Below are 24,294 nucleotides of genomic sequence, written 5' to 3' on the forward strand. Positions count from 1 at the left end.
GTAGAGATAAGGTAAATCGAATTTTGTTGCTGCGCCTTAACCTATGTTAAGCCAAGCTCTTTTCTAATTCTCGACAGCGATACATCCGTGATCCCGAGATACATCGCGATATGGCGCAATGCAACCGAGCGGCTTAATGCTTGATTTTCTATGGTAAAGCGTAAGTATCTTTCCTTTGCACTTAACTGAAGTAACGCCGCTTCGCGTTTCTCTTTTTTAAGTACCAACTGTTCATACATTTTGCGTACAAACCGCCCCCAGTTGAGGTTTTGCTCAGATACAGTGACTAGGTCAGCATAGCGAATTTCGGCAATCACACAGTCTGTTAGCGCTTGCGTTGAAAATGGACTTGGCTGATCTTCCAGGTAACAAGATAAACAAGAAAATGCCCCGCTCTTTTGTAACAGAGATTTATTCCGTTCATTACCCTTTTCATCTAGGTAGAAATATCGTCCATATCCCGCTAATAAAAAGTAAACACTCGAGATTTTCTCGCCTTGCGCGAATAGTATCGTATCGGCTGTGAAATGACCGATTTTTATATGTGGAGCCATAAGTAGCCAGGCATCGTATCGAACTGCTGATATCCAAGCTTTTGGTATATGTATTGCGCTCGAGTATTATCTGCAAAAACATCTAGCCAAATGCGCGTTATACACAACTCCTCTAACACGTATTTTTCCATCTGTTTTATCGCTTCTTGCCCTATTCCCAATCCCTTTTTAGCAACCACAATACGGCGAAATTCAACATTTTTCAGTTCTGGTTCAACGGCTAAAATAATAAAGCCAACTATTTCACTATCTGAGTGGATTGTTAAGTAGTGTATGTTGGATTCAGAAAATAACTGCTGATGAGCAAGCAGCGAATTGCTCAAGATAAATTCTTTATTATCATCCGCATTCTCCATTTTGCTCAAAGCTGGAAGTTGTGTAAAAACACCTCGAACTAATGTGACCATCTCATTCGCTTTTATACTTAAGTAGAAGTTTTGAATTAAGTTCACTAATAAAAAGGCTATCCTGTAATCTCGATTCTTGTTCCATTAGCCACTCCTCAAAAGCCTCTAAAGTAACTGATTGATAGAGCTTCGCTAGCCAATCTTGAAGCGAAACATTAAAAACATCACATAAAGCTTGCTGACATAACCAAAGGTTTTCAGGCATAGCCATATTCTTACCATACTTGATGAGCTGAGAATGCTGAAAAACACTTTTTATTCCAACTAGGCCAAGCTTTCCCTGTTCATCTATGGGTGCAAGGCAATTATCTTGCACGAAACTCGGCGGTGATGGGAAGTCAAACACGAACTCGGGAGATTCATAATTGACGTATGCATATTTGACAATAGCGCCAGCTGATAAATTAGTTGCTTCACATGGGATGGTAAATGGAATATTGAGACTGCATTCATTTTCACCGAGTCCGTAGCGATCATAAACGACGATATCCGTTTGCAACTTAAAGCCATCTCCTGGCTGGTGGCTATCTGGGATAACCAGCTTCCCACTTAATAGCGTATCGTCACCACCACTGAGTTTCTGTACCGAAGATTTCTGTAGGTTAAAAAATTCTCCAATGTGTATTTGCTCCCCTTTTCTATTTAATGTTGCCGATAATGCGATAGACTCAGGGATCAAAATACCGTCTTCTTTGAGGTAGGGAAATAGATGCTTGAAGATCCAAACTTGTGGCTCTCTTTTTAGTAGTGCCGTCATCGTCTCGGAAATCACGATATCAAAGCTACATTTTTCTTCACCCTGCCATTTTAATGCATCACAACAAACCAGCTGTTCGATACAGTGCTCGACATCAAAAGTATCAATTAACTTTTTCACCGCTACGACATTTTCTGGGTGTATATCTATTAGGGTAGCTTTTATAGGAAGACTGGGGTGTAGTGCTAACAATGGAAGCAATAGCGTGGCGTAGGGACCGGTGCCTGCGTATAAAATACGCACTTCGGATAAGCCTTCACTCAATTTATCTTCAATCGCTGCCTTTACGCCCTGCATAAAAACCAAACTACGCAGCTGTTCTTGAGAACATTTAGCGGCCTGAACAGGAGAAATGGCTACACCATACTCAGTGTGAACACTACTCCAATCATTCATATCAAACTGAGTATCAACGCCACTCAATTTACCAAAACATTGCACGAACTCGTCAAACAATACAGTCAATTCAGGAGACTGCTTATTTGCGGAAAAAATTCCTGCTAAACATCCGAGGTTAAAGCTATTAAGATCCATTTGCTTTCCTGTGATATATAAGACTTATTGGGCTAAGGACTTCTTTTTAATGAACTATTATTTAAGAATAGCGTGGAGATATTAGCAATAAAAATATTCAATTAACTTGCTGTATTGCTAATACACTTTGACTCCACCATCTCAGCAACGTTCGAGCCAATGAGAAAAGACGTATTCCCATTTTATGATCCTACATCATGAAATTGTTAATGAGAAAAGAATTAAAAAAGTAAAAAAATCCCACTTTTCGTAACAAAAAGTTGAAATGCCACCCAAAAAGGAACTATATTTGTTCAAATCCTGAAATGGGATGTAAATAAAACAATTAAAAACCATAACAAGTATGATGGGGAAATCCGATGTCAACTCTAAATAAGTCAGCACTCACAATCGCCGTAGTGACTGCTTTGTCGTCTTCTACAGTTGCTGCTGCGACGTACAATCAATATAACTTTGAAAATAAACCATCTCTAAAAAGTCAATATCCAGAATTAAAGAATAAACAGACAAGGAAATCTACACAGAACGTTGTAACATGGTTAGTTAAATTAACAACTCCCTCAGTGGCTGAACAAAGTCTTGCTGGCATTAATTCTAAAAATGCAACATCAAGTATTCAGCAAACTCAACAAAGTGTAGAGGCTACAATTGCTAACACTAGTCCAACACTTCAAGTTGTGGCGAAGACATCTAAGCTAACCAACGCAATTATCGTCAATGGCGAAGAAGCAGAGGTTAACAAACTGCTGAACAATCCATTAGTACACTCGGTACTACCTGTATTTGATTATAAATTGAATGTGGCTGACAGTGCCGATTACATAAAAGCAACGCCTTTAGTTTCAACAGGTGAAGTTACAGGTGCAGGAATTCGTGTTGCAGTACTTGACACGGGTATTGATTACACTCACCAAGCATTTGGCGGCGCTGGTACGGCCGAGGCGTATGAAGCTGCAGCAAATAACCCTTCAGACACTCCAGCTTGGCCACAAGGCAAAGTGCTAGGCGGTTATGATTTTATCAATAACGATCCAGATCCAATTGACGTAGGTACTAATCACGGTACTCACGTATCTCATTCAGTAACCGGTATCGCACCGAATGTTGAGCTATTTGTGTATTCAGTCTGTGATAATGATAGCTGTCCTGGTTTAGCCCAGCTTTTAGCATTAGAGTCTGCCATGGATCCAAATGGAGACGGTGATATTTCTGACAGAGTGGATGTTGTTAACATGTCACTAGGCGGAGACTTTGGTGATAACCGTGCAGGGGCGGTACAAGAGCTTATTGATAAAGCCGTGATGCTAGGTACTAACGTTGTTATCTCTGCTGGTAATGATGGCCCTACACCGTTTATTGTTGGTGGCCCTAGTACAACCGATAATGCACTTTCAGTCGGTGCGATGGAGCACTCTGTCATAAAAGGTCAGCACATTTTAGCAACCTTGATGGGGGAAACGGCTGAAGCAGGTGCGGCAGGTTTTAACCCTGAGGGCTTTGAAGAATTTGAGTTTAGTAGTGACACAACCCCGCTAGCATTTGTTGAGACTGAAAAGAATGACCGAGGAGATGCCACATCTATTGCTTGCGATCCTTTTGCAGACGACGTCGACTTTACAGGTAAAGCGGTCCTTGTTGACCGAGGCGGCTGTAACTTCACTCAAAAAGTGCTAAACGCCCAAGCGAAAGGCGCTAAGTTGGTGATGATCGCCAATAATGTTGAAGGTGGTGGTCCAACTGAACCAGGTGGCAGTGCTCCAGGTATTGAGATCCCGACAATTGGTTTGAGCTATAGCCAAGGTAAAGCACTTAAACAACAGTTACTAGCAGGAAACAATGTTGCCTATAATGTGAGTGCCACAATCATTCTAAAAGAAGGCATGATCGCGTCATTCACCTCTCGCGGACCTTCTATCAGCGGAAGATTAAAACCTGAAATCACAGCGCCAGGTGTTAGCATTATGACTGCACATCCAGGCCTTGGTGATGGACTTACTCCAGCAAGTGGAACTTCATTCTCCGGCCCTATTACTGCTGGTGCCATGAGTATGCTTAAAGAAGCACTACCAAATCGCAATGGTTTTGAGCTAAAAGCAACATTAATGAATGCGGCTAACTTAGATGTTACCATGGAACCTCGCTCGCAAAACCCAAATGCAGCGCTTGCACCAATCAGCTTTATTGGTTCAGGTCTTGTAGATGTTGAAAAAGCGGCAAACCTTCCGGTTGCAGCATGGGCTGAAGATACGATGCAAGCGGCGCTATCATTTGGCTTGGTTTCACTATCTGAAACTTCATCTATCACCAAAAAGGTAGTCGTTAAAAACTTCTCGAACCAAGAACAAACCTATACATTGGCATATGAGCAGCGATTTGCTGACGACGCTGAGCGTGGCGCACTTAGTATGGCCTTTCCTGAGTCGATCACCGTTCCTGCAGGGCAAACCATTTCGTTTGACGTTACAGCAACTATAGATCCAACTAAACTCCCTGAATGGACATTAACTTCTGCCAACATGGCATTCTTGGATGCAACACACGACCTTACAACATTAGAGCTTGATGGTGCATTGAACTTTATGTCTGGCGACGAAAAAGCACTGCACTTGGTCTATCATGTGCTACCAAAAGCTGCTGCTAACGCGAAAGTTATGCCTGTCGTTGATGACCAAGGTGCTAGACACGTATTAACCAATACTGGCGCTGCGACTTTAAAGCCATTTTTTGCTTCAACGGTTGCAAAAGATGAAGCAGGTGATAGCGAACGTTTAGATATAATCGGTGCTGCTGTAGAAACAACTTCAGTCTCAACTGACGTGTGTGATACCGGTTACATGCTATTGACGACCATGGTTACTAATCAACCTATTATCCACACTTATCAAGGTGGCTTTATGGCTGATTTCGATTTGCCAGCTGAAGGTGGGACATCGCCAGATGGCACTTATGATGTAACTGTTCAAAACGGCAAGCAAGAATGGTTTGGCAATTTCCTATCTGGTAGCGCTATCTCATTTACTCATGGTTATGGTTCAGGAAGCGGTTTTATTACTAATATTCAATTTGCATCTGGTAATAATTTCGTCACCATGAGTAGTTGTGCCGATGCATTTGGACTTACAGCCGAGCAGGTCGCAACCGGAGTGGAAGCCAAGATTCGCTTCCGCACTGAAGAAGAGACTTGGATGCCGATCCCATCAAATTCTCTAGACGAAATGTTCGCTGATAGTTTCATGATAAAAGCACCAGCAATGGAAGTAGCTACAACTGAAGCAGAAGGCTTAGCTATGCTCGTTGATGATGCTGGTAATGAAGTAACAGAGCTTGCACCTGGTGAGTCAGCAAACCTAACTTTCTCCGACAATGATTTCATGATTCTATCAAGTAACGGCGCGGTACCAGTTATTGTTTCTCCGTCAGAAGAATCAGCGAAAGCGCCAATCATCACTGCTGATCAGTCATTCTCAGTCGAGGAAAATACAGCGGTCGATACCGTTATTGGCCAACTAGAGGTTGAATATGCATCTGACTTTGCGAACCCAGTTTCTGAGTTTATTGTTATTGCTTCAACTTCTTCAGCTATCACGGTTAATTCATCAGGACAGGTCATTGTCGCCAACAGCGAGCAACTAGACTTCGACTCAGGACTAGAAAGCGTTGAGCTTGAAGTCGTGGCGACTGATACCGGTGGCAATGTATCTGAGCCTGCGAAAATTATGGTCGAGGTAACAAACTTAATGGATGAAGAGTCAGAACAACCGACTCCAGATCCAACGCCGACGCCGACACCATCAAAATCTTCAAGTGGTTCATTATTTTGGTTACTACTAGCAGCACCACTTGCGTTGCTACGTAGAAGAAAATAACTCCCTACTTTTTGTAATTAAGTAATGAAATGGCGAGCATTGTGCTCGCCATTTTTATTTAACCTGAGGTTTGGATAAGGAATGTTCCAACTCATTGTTGCTAAAGCACAACTTAGTTTTTTCCTTGTCTAGCCAGCAAGTTTTAGGGAAAACACCGCTTCCGCGTCCTGCTCTCGCTAAGGTACCTACATCCTGTAGGCAAGGCGAATTTACGCACCAATAGCTGGCTATTGGAAGTGAATTCAACGCAGTTAGCGCTAAAACTGGCTGCTAGAAAGGCATTAATTATCCGCAGCTCAGGTTATTTACTCTCATCTTATTCATTGTTTCGGATCAAATTGTTTCTAGTTATAGCTGCTAAGCTACTATCGACTCAATCAAGGAGCAAAAAGATGAAAGCAGCGTTAGTGCACCAATTTAAACAACCGTTAGAAATTCAAGAAATTGAAAAGCCGCAACTTACACAAGGATCGGTCATCGTTGAAATAGCCGCCTGTGGTGTTTGCCACACCGACTTACACGCCTGTCATGGCGACTGGCCAGTTAAACCTAAATTACCACTAGTGCCCGGTCACGAAGGTGTGGGTACCGTTATCGCAAAAGCTGACGATGTTAAACATTTAGCCGTTGGTGATAGAGTCGGTGTACCTTGGCTTCATAGCGCCTGCGGTCATTGTGAACACTGCCTAAAAGGCAACGAAAACTTATGCCCAGAGCAGTTAAATAGTGGCTATTCCGTCGACGGCGGTTACGCACAGTACTGTAAAGCTGACGCCAACTACGTGGTAAAAATCCCCGAAGGCTTGTCATTTGTCGATGCCGCACCTCTATTCTGCGCGGGCGTCACCACCTATAAAGCACTAAAAGTATCGAAAGCTAAACCCGGTGAATGGATTGCCATTATTGGTGTAGGAGGCCTTGGTCACTTAGCAGTGCAATACGCCAAAGCAATGGGGCTGAATGTAGTTGCGGTTGATACTGGTGAGTCAAAGTTAGCACTGGCAAAAGATCTTGGCGCCGATTTATGTATCGACTTTAAGCACAATGATCCCGCAGAGTTAATGCAAAATAAGCTAGGTGGAGTCCAAGCCGTAGTTTGTACCGCGGTCTCAAAGCCAGCCTTTACGACATCATTTAACAGCGTAAAGCGCGGCGGTACTTGTGTGCTCGTTGGCTTACCACCTGAAGAAATGCCTATTCCTATATTTGATACCGTTCTTAAAGGTATCAGTGTTGTTGGCAGTATTGTTGGTACTCGTCAAGACCTCACTGAATGCTTGCAGTTTGCTGCTGAGGGCAAGGTAAAAGCCATTATTGAAACCAAGCCACTCGAGCAAATCAACGATATATTTAACGATATGCTCAATAGCGACATTAACGGCAGGATCGTACTTACTTTCGACTAGACCCATCGAGCAGCCAAATACTTGTTATCCATTTGGCTGCTTTCTCACTTCGGCAAAGTGACAAAAGCCTAGAACGATCAACCAGAACGTGGGATGACAACGGGCCAGAGAACAAATTGTTATTCCGAGCTTAGGTTAACTATACTTTGTGTATTCGAGTCCTAACAACGTTGAATACATGGCTGTCAGTCAAAGCAACATACTTCATCCAAGTCAGTCGTTTAGCTTTAAGTACTTCTACCATATATCAGCGCTCTCCATGCTGCTTTTTTTTCTTTCTGTGGTGTTCACGTTTTTAGCATTCGTCAATAAAGAAGCGCAAGAGCAAGAAATAGAAAGGAATTTTAATCTTGTTCGGTTATCCCAAGAGTTAAGACTCAGCTCAGATCAACTCACCATGATGGCGCGGGCTTATGCCGCCACGGGCAACCCTAAGTTTAAGCAATTTTTTGATGAGATCTTAACGATCCGTAACGGCACTTCCCCCCGCCCTAAGCATTTGCACCGCGTCTATTGGGACATGTTACTGGTCAAAGAGGGTCAAGCGCCATTTGAAAAAGAAGCACCAAAAGCGCTGCTGACATTATTATTAGAAAACGGGGTTTCTACGGATGAATTAACTATGCTGCGAAATGCAGAGGATAAAAGTGAAGCACTCGTGTCACTTGAGCGTGAAGCCTTCGAACTCGTGGCAGCAGGGAAAAATCAACAGGCCCTCAAGATTTTGTACAGCGAGGCTTACCTCCAAAGTAAAGTACAAATAATGACGCACATCAATACCTTTTTAGAGCGCAGAGAGCAGGATTTCAGTTCACTCCTTGCAAGCAGCAATAAAAAGGTAAAGTCCTATTATGGCGCCGCGTTTGTTTGCTTTATCTTGCTATTACTTAGCCTCATCGCGTTGTACAACTCTCGTTCGGCCATCCGTAAAAGTATTATTGATTATCTAAATACGGAGGTAAAAAGCCAAACTGAAGAGTTAATAGAAAAAAACAAAGCACTTAATCACGCGATCAGTGAACTCAGTGAGACTCAAAAACGCCTGATAAACGCCGAAAAGTCAGCAACGCTGGTGCGATTGATCCCAGGACTTGCCCACGAGATTAACACGCCGATTGGCGTCGCCATGACCGCTTCCAGTAACCAACTATTGCTTGTCGAAGGAGTAAGACAAAGGGTAAATAAAAATGAAATCGCCAAGTCTGCTTTATTGCATTCGATAGAAAATATTGAAAGTTGTGCCAAGCTCGTCGTCAATAGTACCGAGCGGATCACAGGTATTATCGACAAGCTCAAAATCATCACTAATACTGGATTTGAAGGAGAAGTAAAGCCTGTTTACTTACAGCCACTTATCACACGATGTGTGAGTGAGCTTGCCAATCAACACCCACATATTGATATTACCCTCGATATTCCCGAAGCACTTGCTATCACCGCCCCAGAGAGGTTATTACAGCAGATTTTCCAACCTGTAATAGAAAATGCGTTTTACCACGCCTTTGCTGATAACTCAGTGCAAAGCCCGTGTGTGATTATATCAGCTCAAGTCTCAAAACTTGGATATACGATTAAAGTCACGGACAACGGCAGCGGTATTCCACATGAAATCAAAGATAAAGTATTTGATCCCTTTGTCGTCGGTAATCGCACCCAAAAAGGCTTGGGCTTAGGGCTAAGCGTTGCACTCGCTATTGTCACTCAGTATTTTAGTGGTGTAATTGAGTGTGAAACGGAATCTAATTCCGGAACATGCGTCATTATCAAGTTGCCGAGCTAGTCGCGCTAACGGACCCAGCCGATACTTAACAGCAATCGAGTACCAGCTTCCACTTTAGAAACGGAATGCTCTGATTTATCAAAACCTGAACACGAGATAACAACTTGTTCTCTAGCAGCTGTTATCCCTTACTACTGCGTTAAATTTGCTTGCAATAGGCCAGCTATTAACGCACAAATTTGCCTTGTATTAAGAAATAACTTCTGGCTAGAGTGATATTACGCTTTTGAACTTAGGTATTTTAATGAATTAACTAACTTCTTATCCCGAGTTCAGGTTCAAAAATTTAATGCGACTGCTGCTATAAAGCGGATCTTTACACTTAAATTCACCGCCTAACTTCGCCCGTTTTAACACAATATTTAGCCTGAAATGTTTCCCTGAAACGACTTTATCGGTATGTGGTGGTACTTCGCATCCAGTTGGAAACATTAGTAAATAACCTGAGGTTTGGATAAGACATGTTCTAACTGGTTGTTTTTAAACTAAAATCAAATTATTTCCTTATCTAGCCAGAGAGTTTTGGGGATAACAAGGCGAATTTACGTACTAATAGCTGGCTATTGGAAGTGAATTCAACGCAGTTAGCGCGAAAACTGGCTGCTAGAAAGGCATAGATTATCCGAAGCTCAGGTTAAATACATATCAAACTTAACTGGCCACATCGCGCTTGCTAGTAACATTTTTTGATAGCCGGACTGTTGTCTGCCTAGTTGCCAGCGAAAATACTTTGGTTTACTTTCCATAAATGCACACTTTAAACTTCATTATTATTGCGGCAATGCTTTGTAAATAGAATACAGAGGAACAACGCACTGCCACTCTTCCTGAGAAATAGAGTACACAGCAAGGTTGAAGCACTCGTTCCGATAAACACCTTCACGACGTAATATGCCATCAAAGTGAGCACCAAGTTGCTCAACCAACCGGCGTACTAAATCATTACGCTCGTCGACTCTAAATTCAACTAAAGCGAAGCCTAGCGTATTCAAATACTCTGTCACCAGTACACAAAACACCTTGTCATACAGGGCATCGTGGATAAACCAACTCTCTTCTACTAATACTTTTTTCGCCGCTGAGTCATCGACTGTAATTAAGATCATGCCAAGCATTTCGCGCGTTTGAGTTTGTCGCACACAAATACAGTGCTTTGATTTATCTTCAGTAGCTTGTAAAAAAGGTACTAGCACTCTTTGTTGTCGTAACTTTAATAACTCTTCGGCATCGTACTCATCACCATATCTAAGCGAAAACAGACGCTCCAACCGTTTATATTCCCCTATTCTTAACGTTCTCAAAGCAAACGCTGAGTCCGAAAACTCAACACGGATATCACTTATGGGGATGTCTTTTTCACCAGGTGGAACGATCATTGGCTTTTTTGAGTGGCGGATACATAACTTAGATTATTACACCTATTTAAGCCTAAAAGCTATGCCAGTGACTTCCCATCAAACTCAAACGACAAATAGCCCGTAAAGAACAAGTACAACTAAAGTTAACGCAAAGCTAACTCGGATCCGCTTGAGCACGGTTTCATCTTTCAGCGTTTTAAAAATCACACCACCTAATGCCAGCCATATTGTGTCGACCACTATCGCCACTACGTAGCACACGCTAGCGGCAAGTAACGTAGCAACTAGATTTGAGCTTGCCGGCACCGAAGCCATCGCAAAAATAGCGATACACGCGGCGTAGGCTTTGGGGTTGAGGAGGTTAAGAATAAACCCATCTTTAAAGCTCGGTAGCTGCGCACCTGCACTGCCAAGCGCCGCGTTGTTTGCTGCAATTTTGTAGGCTACATAAATTAAGTAGGCGGCTGCAAGCCATTTGAGCATGAGTGTCACTTGGGGATGACTAACCAGTAACCCTGCAGCCCCAGTGGCAGCAAAGATCACCGCGACAAGCAGTCCTGCCAAAATACCAGCTAAGAACGGGAAACCTTTTTTAACACCTTGACTCGCCCCCGTCGCAGCCAGTGCAAGTGGCGCAGGACCGGGTGAGCCAAGTAATACCGCGGTTGTGATTGCCACAGAAAGTAAAGCTTCAAACATCATATCGTCCTTATGAATTACAAGTCTGCATGGTGGAAATCAAAAAAGAAGCCGAATGGCAGGCACACTTTCACGACCAAGCAACAACTCGGGAGTTTTCTTATCTTGAAAATAAGGCTCCTGGGAATAGAGCCTTTAATTTAGTATGCTGCTACGCCTCTGGGACGCAAACTCGGCCTTCCATTAGCACGCGAGCGCTGCGGCTCATGACGGCTTTTTTAGCTTGCCAACGGCCAGACTCTTGTAGTGCTTCAGCGCCAACCTTTAAGGTGCCTGACGGATGTCCAAAGGTTACGGAGTTAAGATCACCACCACCAGCGGCTTCGTTAACTAGGGTGCCAGGAATTGCTGCCGCGGTTGCTATCGCCACAGCGGCAGTGCCCATCATCGCATGGTGTAACTTACCCATGGATAAGGCGCGAACGTTTAAGTCGATGGTATTGGCTTCCACTGCTTTACCGCTCGATGCTGCATAAGATTTAGCAGGTGCAACAAAAGCAATCTTTGGGGTATGTTGGCGAACTTTCGCTTCGTCAATATGACCTATTAAACCCATTTTAACTGCGCCATAAGCACGGATCTTTTCAAATCGCTCTAGTGCAGCTGAGTCTCCATTAATCGCTTCTTGTAACTCAGTACCTTCATAACCTAAATCGGAAGCACGGAAGAAAAGCGTTGGGATCCCGGCACTTATCATGGTCACTTCAAAGGTGCCTTCATCAGGCACAGTTAACGTATCGACGAGATTGCCCGACGGAAACATATCAACATCTGGGTCGCTTGGATCCATAAACTCAACCACCACTTCTGCTGCTGGGAAAGTTACGCCATCCAGTTCAAAGTCGCCCGTCTCTTGCACTTCTCCATTGCTGATTGGAACATGCGCTACTATGGTTTTGCTAATATTCACCTGCCAGATTTTAACGACGGCGACGCCGTTCTCTGGCACTTTATTCGCGTCGACTAAGCCATTACTAATCGCAAACGCGCCAACTGCAGCCGTTAAATTGCCGCAATTTCCGCTCCAATCAATAAATGGTTTGTCGATAGCAACCTGACCAAAAAGATAATTCACGTCATGGTCAGCTTTGTCGCTTTTACTTAAAATCACGGTTTTGCTGGTACTGGAAGTTGCGCCGCCCATGCCATCGGTATGTTTACCATAGGGATCTGGGCTGCCAATCACACGTAGCAGCAAGTTATCTCGCGCTTCACCCGGTTGCTGCGCGTACTCGGGTAAATCTGTTAAATTAAAGAACACCCCTTTAGAGGTGCCGCCACGCATATAAGTGGCGGGAATTTTAATTTGCGGCTTAAATTGACTCATGGTTATACGCCTTCCGCTTCGAGGAAGTCTTGAGCAAAGCGTTGTAACACGCCGCCAGCAGAGTAAATAGATACTTCTTCAAAGGTATCTAAGCGACAAGTCACAGGTACCTCCACACGCTCACCACTTTGACGATTAATCACAAGAGTTAATGTAGCGCCAGGTGCCGGTTCACCCTCAACGTCATAGGTTTCTGTACCATCGAGTTCAAGCGTTTTACGGGTAGTGCCCGCTTTAAACTCAAGCGGTAGTACTCCCATACCGATTAAGTTAGTACGGTGAATACGCTCAAACCCTTCCGCTGCGATAACCTCAACCCCGGCTAAGCGCACACCTTTTGCAGCCCAGTCACGAGACGAACCTTGGCCGTAATCTGCGCCAGCAACGATGATCAGCGGTTGTTTACGCTCCATGTAGGTTTCGATGGCTTCCCACATTCTGGTGACTTTGCCTTCAGGCTCAACACGCGCCAGTGAACCTTGTACTACTTCACCGTTTTCTACCACCATTTCGTTTAATAGTTTGGGGTTGGCGAATGTCGCACGCTGCGCCGTTAAGTGATCACCTCGGTGTGTCGCGTATGAGTTGAAATCTTCCTCTGGTAAGCCCATTTTGGCCAGATATTCACCCGCCGCACTGCTTGCCAAAATCGCATTCGATGGCGATAAATGGTCAGTGGTGATGTTGTCACCTAAAATCGCTAATGGACGCATGCCTTTCATGGTACGCTCGCTCGCGAGTGCCCCTTCCCAATAAGGAGGGCGACGAATATAGGTACTCGTTGGACGCCACTGATAAAGTGGGTCGTTGTCTTCTCCATAGTCTACCGTGAGGTCAAACATTGGCTCATAAACGGCGCGGAACTGCTCTGGTTTTACGCTTTCTTTGATCACCGCATCGATTTCTTCATCGCTTGGCCAGATATCTTTAAGCGTGACTGGATTGCCCTCTTGATCGCGACCTAAGACACCATTTTCAATATCAAAACGCACGGTGCCTGCAATTGCATAAGCCACAACCAACGGAGGTGACGCTAAGAAGGCTTGTTTTGCGTAAGGATGAATTCGACCGTCAAAGTTACGGTTACCCGATAACACTGCCGTTGAGTATAAATCACGGTCAATCACTTCTTGTTGAATTTTCGGATCAAGTGCGCCACTCATGCCATTACAAGTCGTACAAGCAAAGGCAACAACACCAAAACCGAGCTGTTCAAGCTCAGGTAGGAGCTTTGCCTCTTCCATATAAGAACGTACCGCTTTTGACCCCGGTGCAAAAGACGTTTTCACCCAAGGTTTACGAGCAAGACCTAATTTATTGGCATTACGTGCCAGCAAGCCTGCGGCAACTACGTTGCGTGGGTTACTGGTATTAGTACAGCTAGTGATAGCAGCGATGATCACCGCACCATCAGGCATCAAGCCATCTTTTGGCGCTTCAATCTCTTTAACGATACCTTGATTAGCCAGATCGTTAGTTGCAACGCGGCGATGCGGATTTGAAGGACCGGCAATATTACGCGTCACCGTCGACAAATCGAACTTAAGTACACGCTCGTACTGCACGTTTTCTAGGGAATCAGCCCAAAGCCCAGTTAGCTTAGCGTATTTTTCCACCAGCTTAATTTGCTCGTCATCACGGCCTGTGAGCTTCAAATAATCAATGGTTTGCTCATCGATATAGAACATGGCCGCGGTTGCGCCATACTCTGGTGTCATATTTGAAATTGTCGCACGGTCACCTAAATTAAGGTCTTGCGTACCTTCACCAAAGAATTCTAAGTAGCTAGAAACTACGCGCTCTTTACGTAAAAACTCAGTGATCGCCAGTACGATATCTGTTGCGGTGATCCCCGGTTGGCGTTTACCAATGATTTCAACACCAACAATATCAGGCAATCGCATGTAAGACGCACGACCAAGCATCACGCTTTCCGCTTCAAGGCCACCCACACCAACGGCAATAACACCGAGTGCATCTACGTGTGGCGTGTGGCTGTCGGTGCCAACAAGTGTATCAGGGAAGGCAACACCGTCGCGCGCTTGAATAACTGGCGACATTTTTTCCAAATTGATTTGGTGCAAAATACCGTTGCCTGGCGGGATCACATCAACGTTTTTAAATGCCGTTTTGGTCCAGTTGATAAAGTGAAAACGGTCGTCATTTCGACGGTCTTCAATCGCGCGGTTTTTCTCAAATGCATCTTCTTCATAACCGGCGTGCTCTACAGCTAAGCTGTGATCGACAATCAGCTGAGTCGGTACGACTGGATTGACTTTAGCCGGATCGCCGCCTTTTTCAGCGATAGCATCACGCAGACCCGCAAGGTCGACTAAAGCAGTTTGGCCCAAAATATCATGGCAAACCACGCGAGCAGGAAACCACGGGAAGTCCAAATCGCGACGACGCTCGATAATTTGTTCAAGATAATCATTGAGTTTTTCAGGCTCAGCGCGGCGTACTAAGTTTTCAGCAAGGACGCGCGAGGTGTAAGGTAAAGTCTCATAGCTACCTGGTTTGATGGCTTCTACCGCTTCTTTTGTATCGTAATAGCAAAGCTCAGAATCAGGTAAACGTTTACGGAATTGAGTATTCATAACAACTTCCAACAATCGGTGACGGAGAACAGGCGGTCATGGCGACCGCCAGAATAGATTCGAACAGTGTTCGATTAACGCTCAGAAATGGCAGGAACTGGGCGTAGCTCCTCGCCAGTGTATTCCGCCGATGGGCGAATGATACGGTTATCTGCGCGCTGCTCCATAACGTGTGCAGCCCAACCTGTCAGACGTGACATAACAAAGATTGGCGTGAACAATTTAGTTGGGATCTTCATAAAGTTATAAGCTGATGCATGGAAGAAATCGGCATTACAGAATAGTTTTTTCTCGCGCCACATGACTTCTTCACAGCGCACAGATACAGGGTAAAGTACGGTATCCCCCACATCTGCCGCTAGTTTTTCAGACCAACGTTTGATGATTTCGTTACGAGGATCACATTCTGAATAGATAGCGTGACCAAAGCCCATGATCTTCTCTTTACGCTCAAGCATACCCATCATTTCTTGCTCTGCGTGATCCGCAGATTCAAAGCGCTCAATCATTTCCATTGCCGCTTCGTTTGCGCCACCGTGAAGTGGACCACGTAGAGAACCAATCGCACCAGTAATACATGAGTGCATGTCAGAAAGCGTTGAGGCACAAACACGCGCTGTAAAGGTTGATGCGTTAAACTCATGCTCTGCATAAAGGATAAGTGATACGTGCATCACACGCTCATGTAGCTCACTTGGTTTTTCGCCGTGCAATAAGTGTAAGAAATGTGCACCGATTGAATCGTCATCCGTCTCCACATCGACACGAACGCCATCATGGCTAAAACGATACCAGTAACAAATAATGCTTGGGAAACTTGCCAGCATGCGATCGGTTACTTTACCTTGCTCATCAAAGCTTGCTTCACCTTCAAGGTTACCAAGCATTGAACAACCCGTACGTAATACGTCCATTGGGTGTGCGTCAGCAGGAATACGTTCTAATACTTCTTTTAATGCCTGCGGCAAACCGCGCATTGCTTTTAGCTCGCTTTTATAAGCGTCTAGTTCAGCTTGGTTTGGTAAGTTACCTTTAAGGATAAGGTGAGCCACCTCTTCAAACTGACAATTTTCAGCTAGATCCTTTACATCGTAGCCACGATAAGTCAAACCTGAGCCCGACTTACCTACCGTTGATAGTGCTGTTTTTCCTGCTACTTGACCACGAAGGCCCGCGCCACTTAGTACTTTAGCCATATTATTGTCTCCTGAATTTTTTACCTGCTGGGTATTGATATTTTGTGCTGCTGAGCAACCCTCAACAGCTTTAATTTTTTACTTATTTTTACCTTCGGCGAATAATGCATCGAGCTTTTGCTCATAATCGTGATAACCAAGGTAATCATACAAATCCATTCGGGTTTGCATGGTATCGAGTACCAATTTCTGATCCCCATTTTCTAAAATAGACTGATACACCAGCTCCGCCGCTTTGTTCATCGCTCTGAACGCACTCAATGGGTAAAGCACCATATCTACGCCCCACTCACCCAGCTCAGCTTTGTTCCAAAGTTCTGTCTTACCAAACTCAGTGATATTCGCAAGGATGGGCACATCAAGTGCTTCGCTGAATGCGCGATAGTGCTCTTCAGTTTGTACCGCTTCTGCAAAAATGCCATCAGCGCCTGCTGCAACATAGGCTTTCGCACGCTCAATTGCCGCTTCTAGCCCTTCTTGTGCAAACGAATCTGTTCTTGCCATAATGAAAAAGTCAGGGTCGGTGCGCGCATCAACTGCTGCTTTAATACGGTCAACCATTTCTTCGGTCGACACGATTTCTTTATTTGGACGGTGACCACAGCGTTTTTGCGCTACTTGATCTTCCATATGTACCGCAGCTGCACCTGCTTTTTCCATATCTCGAATGGTTTTTGCAATATTGAATGCGCCGCCCCATCCAGTATCAATGTCGACCATTAAAGGTAGATCACATGCCGAGGTAATGCGACTTACATCTGCAATTACATCATTTAGAGATGTCATTCCTAAGTCAGGTAAACCATAAGATGCATTAGCAACGCCACCACCAGAAAGATAGATAGCTTGATGACCGATTTTCTTTGCCATCATCGCGCTATATGCGTTGATAGTGCCGACGATTTGAAGCGGTTTATTGGCTTTTAATGCTTCACGAAATTTTTTTCCTGCGCTCATGATGATGCTCTCTCTTAAAAGTGTGATTGATTGCTTGCTAACTTGGTTGCGATATTATTTTTAGAATATTGAATATGTCGACGCATCAGTATTTCTGCCAGTTCTGGGTCGCGGTTACTGATCGCACGAACGATATGTTTATGCTCGTCAAATGCCGTGGTGACGCGGGGACCGGCCATCCCTAACTGCACACGATACATACGTACCAAGTGGTACAGTCCATTGACTAGCATAGAGATAAGACTCGCATTTTTACTGCCAAGAATAATGCGGTAATGAAAGTCGAGATCGCCCGCTTCTTGATAATAAGAATGTTGGTTTTTGACTTCATCGAATTGACTCGACAACAAACCTTCTAGGTCTTGAATTTCAATATCAGTCATGTGCTGTGCTGCAAGCCTTGCTGCCATACCTTCTAGTGCTTCACGGATCTGATAAAGCTCCATCAATCCTTCCGGTGTGAGGGTAACAACGCGCGCCCCTACGTTAGCTTTACGCTCAACTAGGTGACATGACTCCAAGCGGTTAATTGCCTCGCGAACAACCGCTCTGCTGACTTCATACTTTGTCGACAATTCCATTTCGCTGAGCTTAGAACCTGCCGTTATTTCACCTTCTACAATTTCCTTTCGCATACGAAAGAATGCTTTATCAGAAGAAGTAACCGCTTGCTCGTCAAAAAAGCTCATCATTAGTTAGCCAGTCTTAGTAATTTAAGTTGTAGACAATATAGTGCTGGTTGACGCGCACGTCAACCAGCCCCGCTGTAAATTGTCGACAATTTTCAATATAAGCAGTATTCACCATATTTATAGTTTGTGACAAATAATCAGTCTCATGTATTTATCTCGATACGGTATCAGGAAAGGAGTAATTGCATCGCTTAAAAATCATGCATATTATGAAGATACCTTTACTTTAGCCTGAAGATTACGATGCGGTGTTTTCAAATAGTAATGCTTTCTCTGCTGCTAATAACCGGATTAGCGCAGGCGAAAACCTATACCGTACTGGTCTATCACGGTGCCAATCCTCCTTACTATTTTGAAGAGCAAGGAAAACCCAAAGGTATTTTTGTCGACATTTTTCAAGAGTTGGCAAAACTGACTTCATACCAATTTGAGTTTATGCCGCTCTCTGTCGCCAGAGGACAGCGCTATTTCGATCAAGGTAAAATAGATATTGAACCTGGGATCAATAAAGCGTGGCGGGCCGAAGCAGACGTCCCAGGGATTTACAGCATCGACTATGCCTTCTCAACCGAAGTGCTGCTTGGGTATCAATCTCGCTGTGTGGGCAAGCATAGGCCCGAGCAGTTTTATGGCGCATTAGTCGGCAAAGTAAGAGGGTATCGTTACGATAATTTTGAAGCGCACTTGGGTGAAGACAAGATAGTTGTTTATGAAAATGTATCGGAGAAAGAACTACTAGCACAGCTTGAACATGAGCGTTTAGACTACATCATGATTGGTTCGGTGACAGCAGATTACTATATTTCACAACAACCAAAGTATCGCAAATTTCAATCTTGCTATGAAATAAGCCGATTACCCGTACATATGCGCTTGCAGCCTCATTTAACTGAGTTACAAACGGAAATAAATATCGCCTTGCGACGAATGGTTAATGACGGAAAAATAAAATCCATCTATGCTAAATATAGATTAACGCATTAACGTGTGGAGTTGTTTGCTAATGACGAATGCTGTTGTTGGACGTCTACTACTGTTTATTTTGCTGATTAGCCCATTACCGTTATGGGCGAAATTACAGGTTGTTACGGAACTTTCTCCACCCAATCAAACCATAGAAAACCACCAAGTTGCAGGCTCAAGTACCGTTCTGGTCAAAGCGATTTTAAAAGCGGCTGAACTCGAGGGACAGTTTTCTATTTACCCTTGGGCCAGAGCTTTTAAATTAGCGCAGCATGACAAACATACCTTAATTTATAGCATCGCAAAGACCCCCGCAAGAGAAGACAGTTTTCATTGGATTGGTCCTGTTGCTGTATTTCATTTAGGGTTTGTTACCAATCGTTATCGTGAGGACATAAAAATCCAATCACTTGAGGATGCCAAACAATACAAAATAGCAGTTCAGCGTGGTGATATCGCCGAAGGCACACTTAAAGCACTCGGGTTTAACTTTGTTCAAACCAGCGACATCGAAAAGTCATATGAGTTACTCGTTGCAAATCGCGTTGATTTAGTGATTGATGACCCGCGTTATATCAAAACCATGGCCACGGAACTTAACCTTCCAGCCGACCACTTTGCCTTTTTATACGATGTGAAGGCACTCTCGGTAAAAGGTTATCTTGCAACGAACAACCAGTTACCAGCCGACATTGTCGAACGATTACGTATTGCATTTGCGAAAGTAAGTAAAACAGAAGCGTACCGTAAGGTATTGGAGCTCTAGCTAAACCCAATTGCTTTAATCCAAAATACTCTCACGTATATTGGTTTGTATGGGTAGCACTTAATCGTCGCTGCTTTTCATAAAAACCAATACCAAGCAAGTAGCTCATCTCAATAAAAAGAGATAACATTTCAGCCTAAACCTGCCGATTACAGTAACGATTAGAAAGGAAAAACAGTGATTGAACGAATTGATACCAAACAACGAATGAGCCGCATTGTAAAACACAATGGTACTATTTATTTATGTGGCCAAGTCTGTAAAGACGCCGAGCAAGGAATTAGGGCACAAACTGAAACCATGCTTGAGAAAGTTGATGAGCTACTTATTCAAGCAGGCAGCGACCGCAAACACATTCTTTCTGCGACAATTTATATTAAAGACATGAAGTATTTTGCAGAAATGAACGAGGTTTGGGATGCATGGGTGCCTGAAGGTTATGCACCAGCTCGCGCTTGCGTAGAAGCGAGCATGGCTCGTGATGCATTACTTGTTGAGATTTCGGTGGTTGCTGCAGAGATCTAGTCTAAAAAACATAAGCCTGATTTAGATAAGGCTTGCCTTTACTCTGTCAGATTTGATTTTTAGATATTGATCAAATTTGACAGCCGTATTTAACGCGGCAGTGTCAGGTGGTAATGATACCACCTAAAGTAGTGTCCAGATTTATTGAACCACAACACTATGCCCATTTATTACATCGTTTGCACACCGTAAAACTATGCTCGCTATGTTCTAAAGTCAAAATAGTGATGGATGTCACCGTTGTTCCGTCATTACCTATGGCTTCTCTGCTTTGCGTGTCTGTGACTCCAGTGACCTTATGAGCGCTAACTTTCGCGGAGGTCAATGGCGCTTTAAAACTCCATAACCTCTGAACACTTATCCACTTAAGTATTCGCTTTCTTCACAAACTTCGCCGTAACCATCATTTCGCCAACGCCATCTACCTTGCAGTCAAGCTCATGATCTTTTTTATCGAGCACGCGCCTTACCAAGGCCTTAGTACCAATCTTAATGACTTGTGAGCTGCCTTTGATTTTTAAATCTTTAATCACAGTGACTTTATCGCCATCCACTAATAGTGTGCCATTGGCATCTTTTACTTGAATGTCGTCCTCGGTCGCAGTCGCGTTTGGGTCCCATTCGTAAGCACATTCAGGGCATATTAGTTGACTTTGATCTTGATAAACATATTCAGAATTGCACTTGGGGCAAGCAGGTAAAGACATATACTATCCATTCACTATTTCAGTTTGTAGCATATAGTAATATCAACGTTCTGAATTTAATAGGGACGATGTCAACTCTTTCGATCCGAGACTTTAGGATGAGATTTTGGCACTAAAATTGCTGGCTAATAATCGTATTTAACCAAATGCATGGAAGGAATTCTCAATGATTATTAATCAATCTAGTAATGTCAGTGCCGTATACTCTCAACTTGCACAACAGCAGTCCACGTCTCGACAAGGTGAGAAACAGGAAGTAGTAGCCACAGATACTGTAGCAATCAGTGAGGCTGGCAAACAAGCGCACCAGAACTGGCAAAATATTGCCTCTAAATATGATGTAAATAATATTTCGGCTCAAGAAGCTCGCGCTATGTCTAAAGAGTTGTTTGAAGGGGGGCTTATCAGTACTGGTCAAATGATGGCGATCGGTGCACCAACTTCTATGGTGGAAAATCCATCTCAAAAATACAATCTACTTAATGACATGAAGCATACTTTTAGTTTATCAAACTCGCTTTCAGCTCAAACCAAAGAGGCTAGAGCCAACTATTTAAATTCGATATCGATTTTGGAAAGGCTCAACAGTGAAAGAAAGGGACTAAATGGCTAAAATATTCTAGATAGGTGCATTTAGTATTATTCAAATGCACCTTAGTGTTTAGTTCAAATCAAACTAATTAATATAAAGCGAGTCGCTTGACGTACCAAATGGCGAAGCTGTTGAATTTGAAGAAACTTTAACTTGACCAGACTCTTGACCTGAGAAGTCCCAACCATACAACCAACCCGTGACAGTTTCCCCAACCGAACAACGGTGTAAATCGTTGCCACACCGAGCTTCACTCAATCCAGTTGATTTAGAGATCCCATTCATCACCGCATTATTCGGATTGCCATAACCAAACTGCCAAGCGTAGATAAATAGATAGCTGCCACCGTGGTTAGTTCCTGTAGAAAGTTGACTTTGTGAAATAGTTTGATCGCCGCCTAATTGCGAACGTACGATACCCAGCTCAAAATACGTGATCCCTTGAGCCGGTGCCATTGGCATGATCTCAGCACTACTCATTGAAAACTCATCTCTCGCGACAGGTGCATGCATAGCTAGTGGGGATTGTTCAAAGTCTAGCGAATAGTAAGTAGTTGGGTTTTTCATCACACCTTGCTCGATATCTCCAGCAACAGCAGAAAATGCGGAAGTGAGCGCCAACATTAGTAGCATTGAATAGCTTTTTTTCTTCATCTTAATTGTCCTTTTAAACACTGTTTAAGTTATCGATGCCAGTTATGTCAATTCGTTTTAACTTATACACATTAGCAAGCTATGGATAACACTTTCAAAATTAAAACAAGCTCTTAGGTTAATATTGAAATGCATATGGCTTAGCAAAAATTAAAGCGTTATCTACTCAAAGGTAGATAACTTCATTACGAGGATTGATATAAACCGCCGCTGGCAGTTACAAACATTAACACAAAAACAACACTAAACAACAAAATAAACCAATTAATTTACACCCTGCATTTATAACAGGATCTGGATCAAGTAATAAAAATGTCAAGCACTCAAGACATCAGTAATGCCAATGCGTTGTAAAGTAGAAAGTAGATGAGTAATAGTCAAAAACTGAAGCGATTATATTTATTGACTGAGTGGAAAATTTTTTGATATTCAGGCACAAAAAAAGCAAGCCTTAGCTTGCTTTTTCTTCATCAATTAAGCGATTAAAGCTTAACGATTTTCTCAGCTTGAGGACCTTTCTGGCCGTCAGTAACTGTGAACTCTACTCTGTCGCCTTCAGCTAGGGTGCGGAAACCGTCACCTGTAATTGCGCTGAAGTGTGCGAACACGTCAGGGCCATTTTCTTGAGCGATGAAACCAAAACCTTTAGACTCGTTAAACCACTTAACGGTACCTGTAAGAGTGTTAGACATAATACTAATCCTGATATAAAAACAAAAACCAATGCTGCGCATTGATGAGCTATGCCCATGTGGGCGCATAGACCTAAATTTGTAGAGTGGATAAAACTTCAGGACGGTACTACTACAAGCAAACACTTATACAACAACGTAATGGAGATTTTAAAACACTGACTCAAATTCTGTCTATGAACATCATATAGGGATTCCGCCCTAAGTCAATGTATTTTTAATCATCAATATGACTTGCTAATGACAAATATCAATATTTTTTTCACGGCTTTTTCAACACCCTATTTTTTAAACACATTATTCCCCTAACCCTGTGTAAATAATAGAGATTGCAATAAAATATTCATAAAGCTAGAGAGGCTTTTTTGACTCTAATTCCCGAATTAATTGCACCACTTGCTCCACGACCACTTGCGGGGCATTCATAGGTACGGTGTGGTCACTTCCCTTGGCTATAATTAGCTCAGAATCACAATGTGATGCCAACGCTTCTTGTCCTTCTCGCCATGCTTTAACATCGCGCTGAGTTGGATCAAATGGTCTTTGGGCAACGATAACACGACACGGTATATGATCAGGTGCTTGATGCGCCCGAACACTCGCAACGGTTTCACTTAGCGCTTGAGTTTCCCGGCGCAGAGCTTCACCGAAGGTATTTTCTGGCAGAGTACTCAAGGGTTTAAGTAGCTTATCCTGCGCTAAGGCGTGGGTTTTATCGATGAAGTAAACGGTCACAGGGTCAACATACAACAAGCCTGCAACTTGCTCTGGATAATAGGTGATGTAGTTTTGCATTACATAGTATGCGTATGAATGACCAACATAAATAAATGGCGGCCGAATATCAAGCGTTCTCAACACTTCACGAAGATTACGATTATCCGTATCAATACTATAGGCTCTGTGGCTAAGCTCGCTTTTGCCATAACCTTCACGGTTATAGGCCACCAATGCATTGGGTACTTGCTGCGCGAGACCCATCATTACTGGTGTCCAATAAATTGCAGGCGCTGCAGAACCACTTTCAAAAACAACGGCAGGTTCGTTGCCCGCAACATGATAAACCTGCAAAGATACTTTGTTCGCAACCACTATGTGCTCTTGAATATCACGTTCAAGCGCAACCTGTGCATAAGCACTATTAACGAACAACCACCCCAATAAAGTTAGCGTGCGATACATATCGTTTCCTTGATATCTATAGTTCGACTCTAAAGTTAGCAGCTAGATGCACCATAAGCTAATGACATTTTTGCTGCATCTCC

21 protein-coding genes and 1 pseudogene are annotated in these 24,294 nt (G+C 43.5%); 7 read left to right on the forward strand and 15 right to left on the reverse strand.

Annotated features, from left to right (window positions below; translation table 11 throughout):
- Positions 1-41 precede the first annotated feature (41 nt).
- The 3 genes from NO992_RS11080 to NO992_RS11090 are packed head-to-tail and all read right to left on the reverse strand — an operon-like array spanning position 42 to position 2,252.
- Positions 42-554: a Crp/Fnr family transcriptional regulator gene (locus tag NO992_RS11080; RefSeq protein WP_371377055.1), complete on the reverse strand. Its 513-nt coding sequence runs from the start codon at positions 552-554 to the stop codon at positions 42-44.
- Entirely contained in the window at positions 539-961 is a 423-nt protein-coding gene (locus NO992_RS11085; protein ID WP_371377058.1) for a GNAT family N-acetyltransferase, read from the reverse strand. Before NO992_RS11085 ends, NO992_RS11080 begins: the two co-directional genes overlap by 16 nt.
- 1 nt (position 962) lies before the next feature.
- Positions 963-2,252, reverse strand: coding sequence for a hypothetical protein (locus NO992_RS11090; protein WP_010370168.1), 1,290 nt, complete (start codon positions 2,250-2,252; stop codon positions 963-965).
- Between the two features lie 359 nt (positions 2,253-2,611).
- Here NO992_RS11090 and NO992_RS11095 point away from each other — a divergent pair, with 359 nt between their 5' ends.
- From NO992_RS11095 to NO992_RS11105, 3 genes are all read left to right on the forward strand, one after another.
- A complete protein-coding gene (locus NO992_RS11095; protein ID WP_371377061.1) occupies positions 2,612-6,118 on the forward strand; it encodes a S8 family serine peptidase in 3,507 nt (1,168 codons plus the stop codon).
- A 392-nt stretch (positions 6,119-6,510) separates the two neighbouring features.
- Positions 6,511-7,524 carry an alcohol dehydrogenase AdhP gene (adhP, locus tag NO992_RS11100; RefSeq protein ID WP_069020955.1) on the forward strand — a complete coding sequence of 338 codons (1,014 nt, stop codon included), beginning with the start codon at positions 6,511-6,513 and terminating at the stop codon, positions 7,522-7,524.
- A gap of 178 nt (positions 7,525-7,702) precedes the next feature.
- Positions 7,703-9,304: a sensor histidine kinase gene (locus tag NO992_RS11105; protein ID WP_371377064.1), complete on the forward strand. Its 1,602-nt coding sequence runs from the start codon at positions 7,703-7,705 to the stop codon at positions 9,302-9,304.
- A 261-nt stretch (positions 9,305-9,565) separates the two neighbouring features.
- Here the strand turns inward: NO992_RS11105 and NO992_RS11110 are convergent.
- The 8 genes and pseudogenes from NO992_RS11110 to NO992_RS11145 all read right to left on the reverse strand — a co-directional run.
- A pseudogene (locus NO992_RS11110) lies at positions 9,566-9,745 on the reverse strand (hypothetical protein); the annotation flags it as partial.
- 329 nt (positions 9,746-10,074) lie between these two features.
- Positions 10,075-10,680, reverse strand: coding sequence for a GNAT family N-acetyltransferase (locus tag NO992_RS11115; RefSeq protein ID WP_017217738.1), 606 nt, complete (start codon positions 10,678-10,680; stop codon positions 10,075-10,077).
- Positions 10,681-10,764: 84 nt separating this feature from the next.
- Positions 10,765-11,364 (reverse strand): LysE family translocator, encoded by a 600-nt coding sequence (locus NO992_RS11120; protein ID WP_371377069.1) that lies wholly within the window; start codon positions 11,362-11,364, stop codon positions 10,765-10,767.
- 148 nt (positions 11,365-11,512) lie between these two features.
- Positions 11,513-12,688 (reverse strand): 2-methylaconitate cis-trans isomerase PrpF, encoded by a 1,176-nt coding sequence (prpF, locus tag NO992_RS11125; RefSeq protein WP_045963644.1) that lies wholly within the window; start codon positions 12,686-12,688, stop codon positions 11,513-11,515.
- A gap of 2 nt (positions 12,689-12,690) precedes the next feature.
- Entirely contained in the window at positions 12,691-15,285 is a 2,595-nt protein-coding gene (acnD, locus tag NO992_RS11130; protein WP_069020951.1) for a Fe/S-dependent 2-methylisocitrate dehydratase AcnD, read from the reverse strand.
- 74 nt (positions 15,286-15,359) lie between these two features.
- On the reverse strand, positions 15,360-16,481 hold the full coding sequence (gene prpC, locus NO992_RS11135; protein WP_010370193.1) for a 2-methylcitrate synthase: 1,122 nt from the start codon (positions 16,479-16,481) through the stop codon (positions 15,360-15,362).
- A gap of 78 nt (positions 16,482-16,559) precedes the next feature.
- Entirely contained in the window at positions 16,560-17,438 is an 879-nt protein-coding gene (gene prpB / locus NO992_RS11140) for a methylisocitrate lyase (protein WP_371377074.1), read from the reverse strand.
- A 14-nt stretch (positions 17,439-17,452) separates the two neighbouring features.
- Entirely contained in the window at positions 17,453-18,127 is a 675-nt protein-coding gene (locus NO992_RS11145; protein WP_171039514.1) for a GntR family transcriptional regulator, read from the reverse strand.
- Positions 18,128-18,373: 246 nt separating this feature from the next.
- On the opposite strand from NO992_RS11145, the gene NO992_RS11150 reads away from it, so the two are divergent.
- The 3 genes from NO992_RS11150 to NO992_RS11160 all read left to right on the forward strand — a co-directional run bounded on the left by NO992_RS11150 (position 18,374) and on the right by NO992_RS11160 (position 20,384).
- Positions 18,374-19,114 (forward strand): substrate-binding periplasmic protein, encoded by a 741-nt coding sequence (locus NO992_RS11150; RefSeq protein WP_371377077.1) that lies wholly within the window; start codon positions 18,374-18,376, stop codon positions 19,112-19,114.
- A 19-nt stretch (positions 19,115-19,133) separates the two neighbouring features.
- The gene (locus NO992_RS11155) at positions 19,134-19,859 is read left to right on the forward strand and encodes an ABC transporter substrate-binding protein (RefSeq protein WP_010370203.1); all 726 of its coding nucleotides are present in this window, start codon (positions 19,134-19,136) and stop codon (positions 19,857-19,859) included.
- A gap of 177 nt (positions 19,860-20,036) precedes the next feature.
- Positions 20,037-20,384, forward strand: a complete 348-nt coding sequence (locus NO992_RS11160) for a RidA family protein (protein ID WP_010603817.1) — start codon at positions 20,037-20,039, stop codon at positions 20,382-20,384.
- A gap of 365 nt (positions 20,385-20,749) precedes the next feature.
- Here the strand turns inward: NO992_RS11160 and NO992_RS11165 are convergent, their stop codons facing one another.
- The gene (locus tag NO992_RS11165; RefSeq protein WP_010370215.1) at positions 20,750-21,091 is read right to left on the reverse strand and encodes a zinc ribbon domain-containing protein YjdM; all 342 of its coding nucleotides are present in this window, start codon (positions 21,089-21,091) and stop codon (positions 20,750-20,752) included.
- 166 nt (positions 21,092-21,257) lie between these two features.
- Here NO992_RS11165 and NO992_RS11170 point away from each other — a divergent pair, with 166 nt between their 5' ends.
- Positions 21,258-21,704, forward strand: a complete 447-nt coding sequence (locus NO992_RS11170; RefSeq protein ID WP_371377083.1) for a hypothetical protein — start codon at positions 21,258-21,260, stop codon at positions 21,702-21,704.
- 63 nt (positions 21,705-21,767) lie between these two features.
- Here NO992_RS11170 and NO992_RS11175 read toward each other — a convergent pair whose 3' ends face one another.
- The 3 genes from NO992_RS11175 to NO992_RS11185 all read right to left on the reverse strand — a co-directional run bounded on the left by NO992_RS11175 (position 21,768) and on the right by NO992_RS11185 (position 24,211).
- Entirely contained in the window at positions 21,768-22,337 is a 570-nt protein-coding gene (locus NO992_RS11175; RefSeq protein ID WP_239359716.1) for a DUF4879 domain-containing protein, read from the reverse strand.
- Between the two features lie 482 nt (positions 22,338-22,819).
- The gene (locus tag NO992_RS11180) at positions 22,820-23,029 is read right to left on the reverse strand and encodes a cold-shock protein (RefSeq protein ID WP_010370225.1); all 210 of its coding nucleotides are present in this window, start codon (positions 23,027-23,029) and stop codon (positions 22,820-22,822) included.
- Between the two features lie 351 nt (positions 23,030-23,380).
- A complete protein-coding gene (locus tag NO992_RS11185; protein WP_371377086.1) occupies positions 23,381-24,211 on the reverse strand; it encodes an alpha/beta fold hydrolase in 831 nt (276 codons plus the stop codon).
- Positions 24,212-24,294: the final 83 nt, after the last annotated feature.

The organism is Pseudoalteromonas sp. DY56-GL79 (assembly GCF_041414765.1).
Taxonomy (GTDB): domain Bacteria; phylum Pseudomonadota; class Gammaproteobacteria; order Enterobacterales; family Alteromonadaceae; genus Pseudoalteromonas; species Pseudoalteromonas piscicida.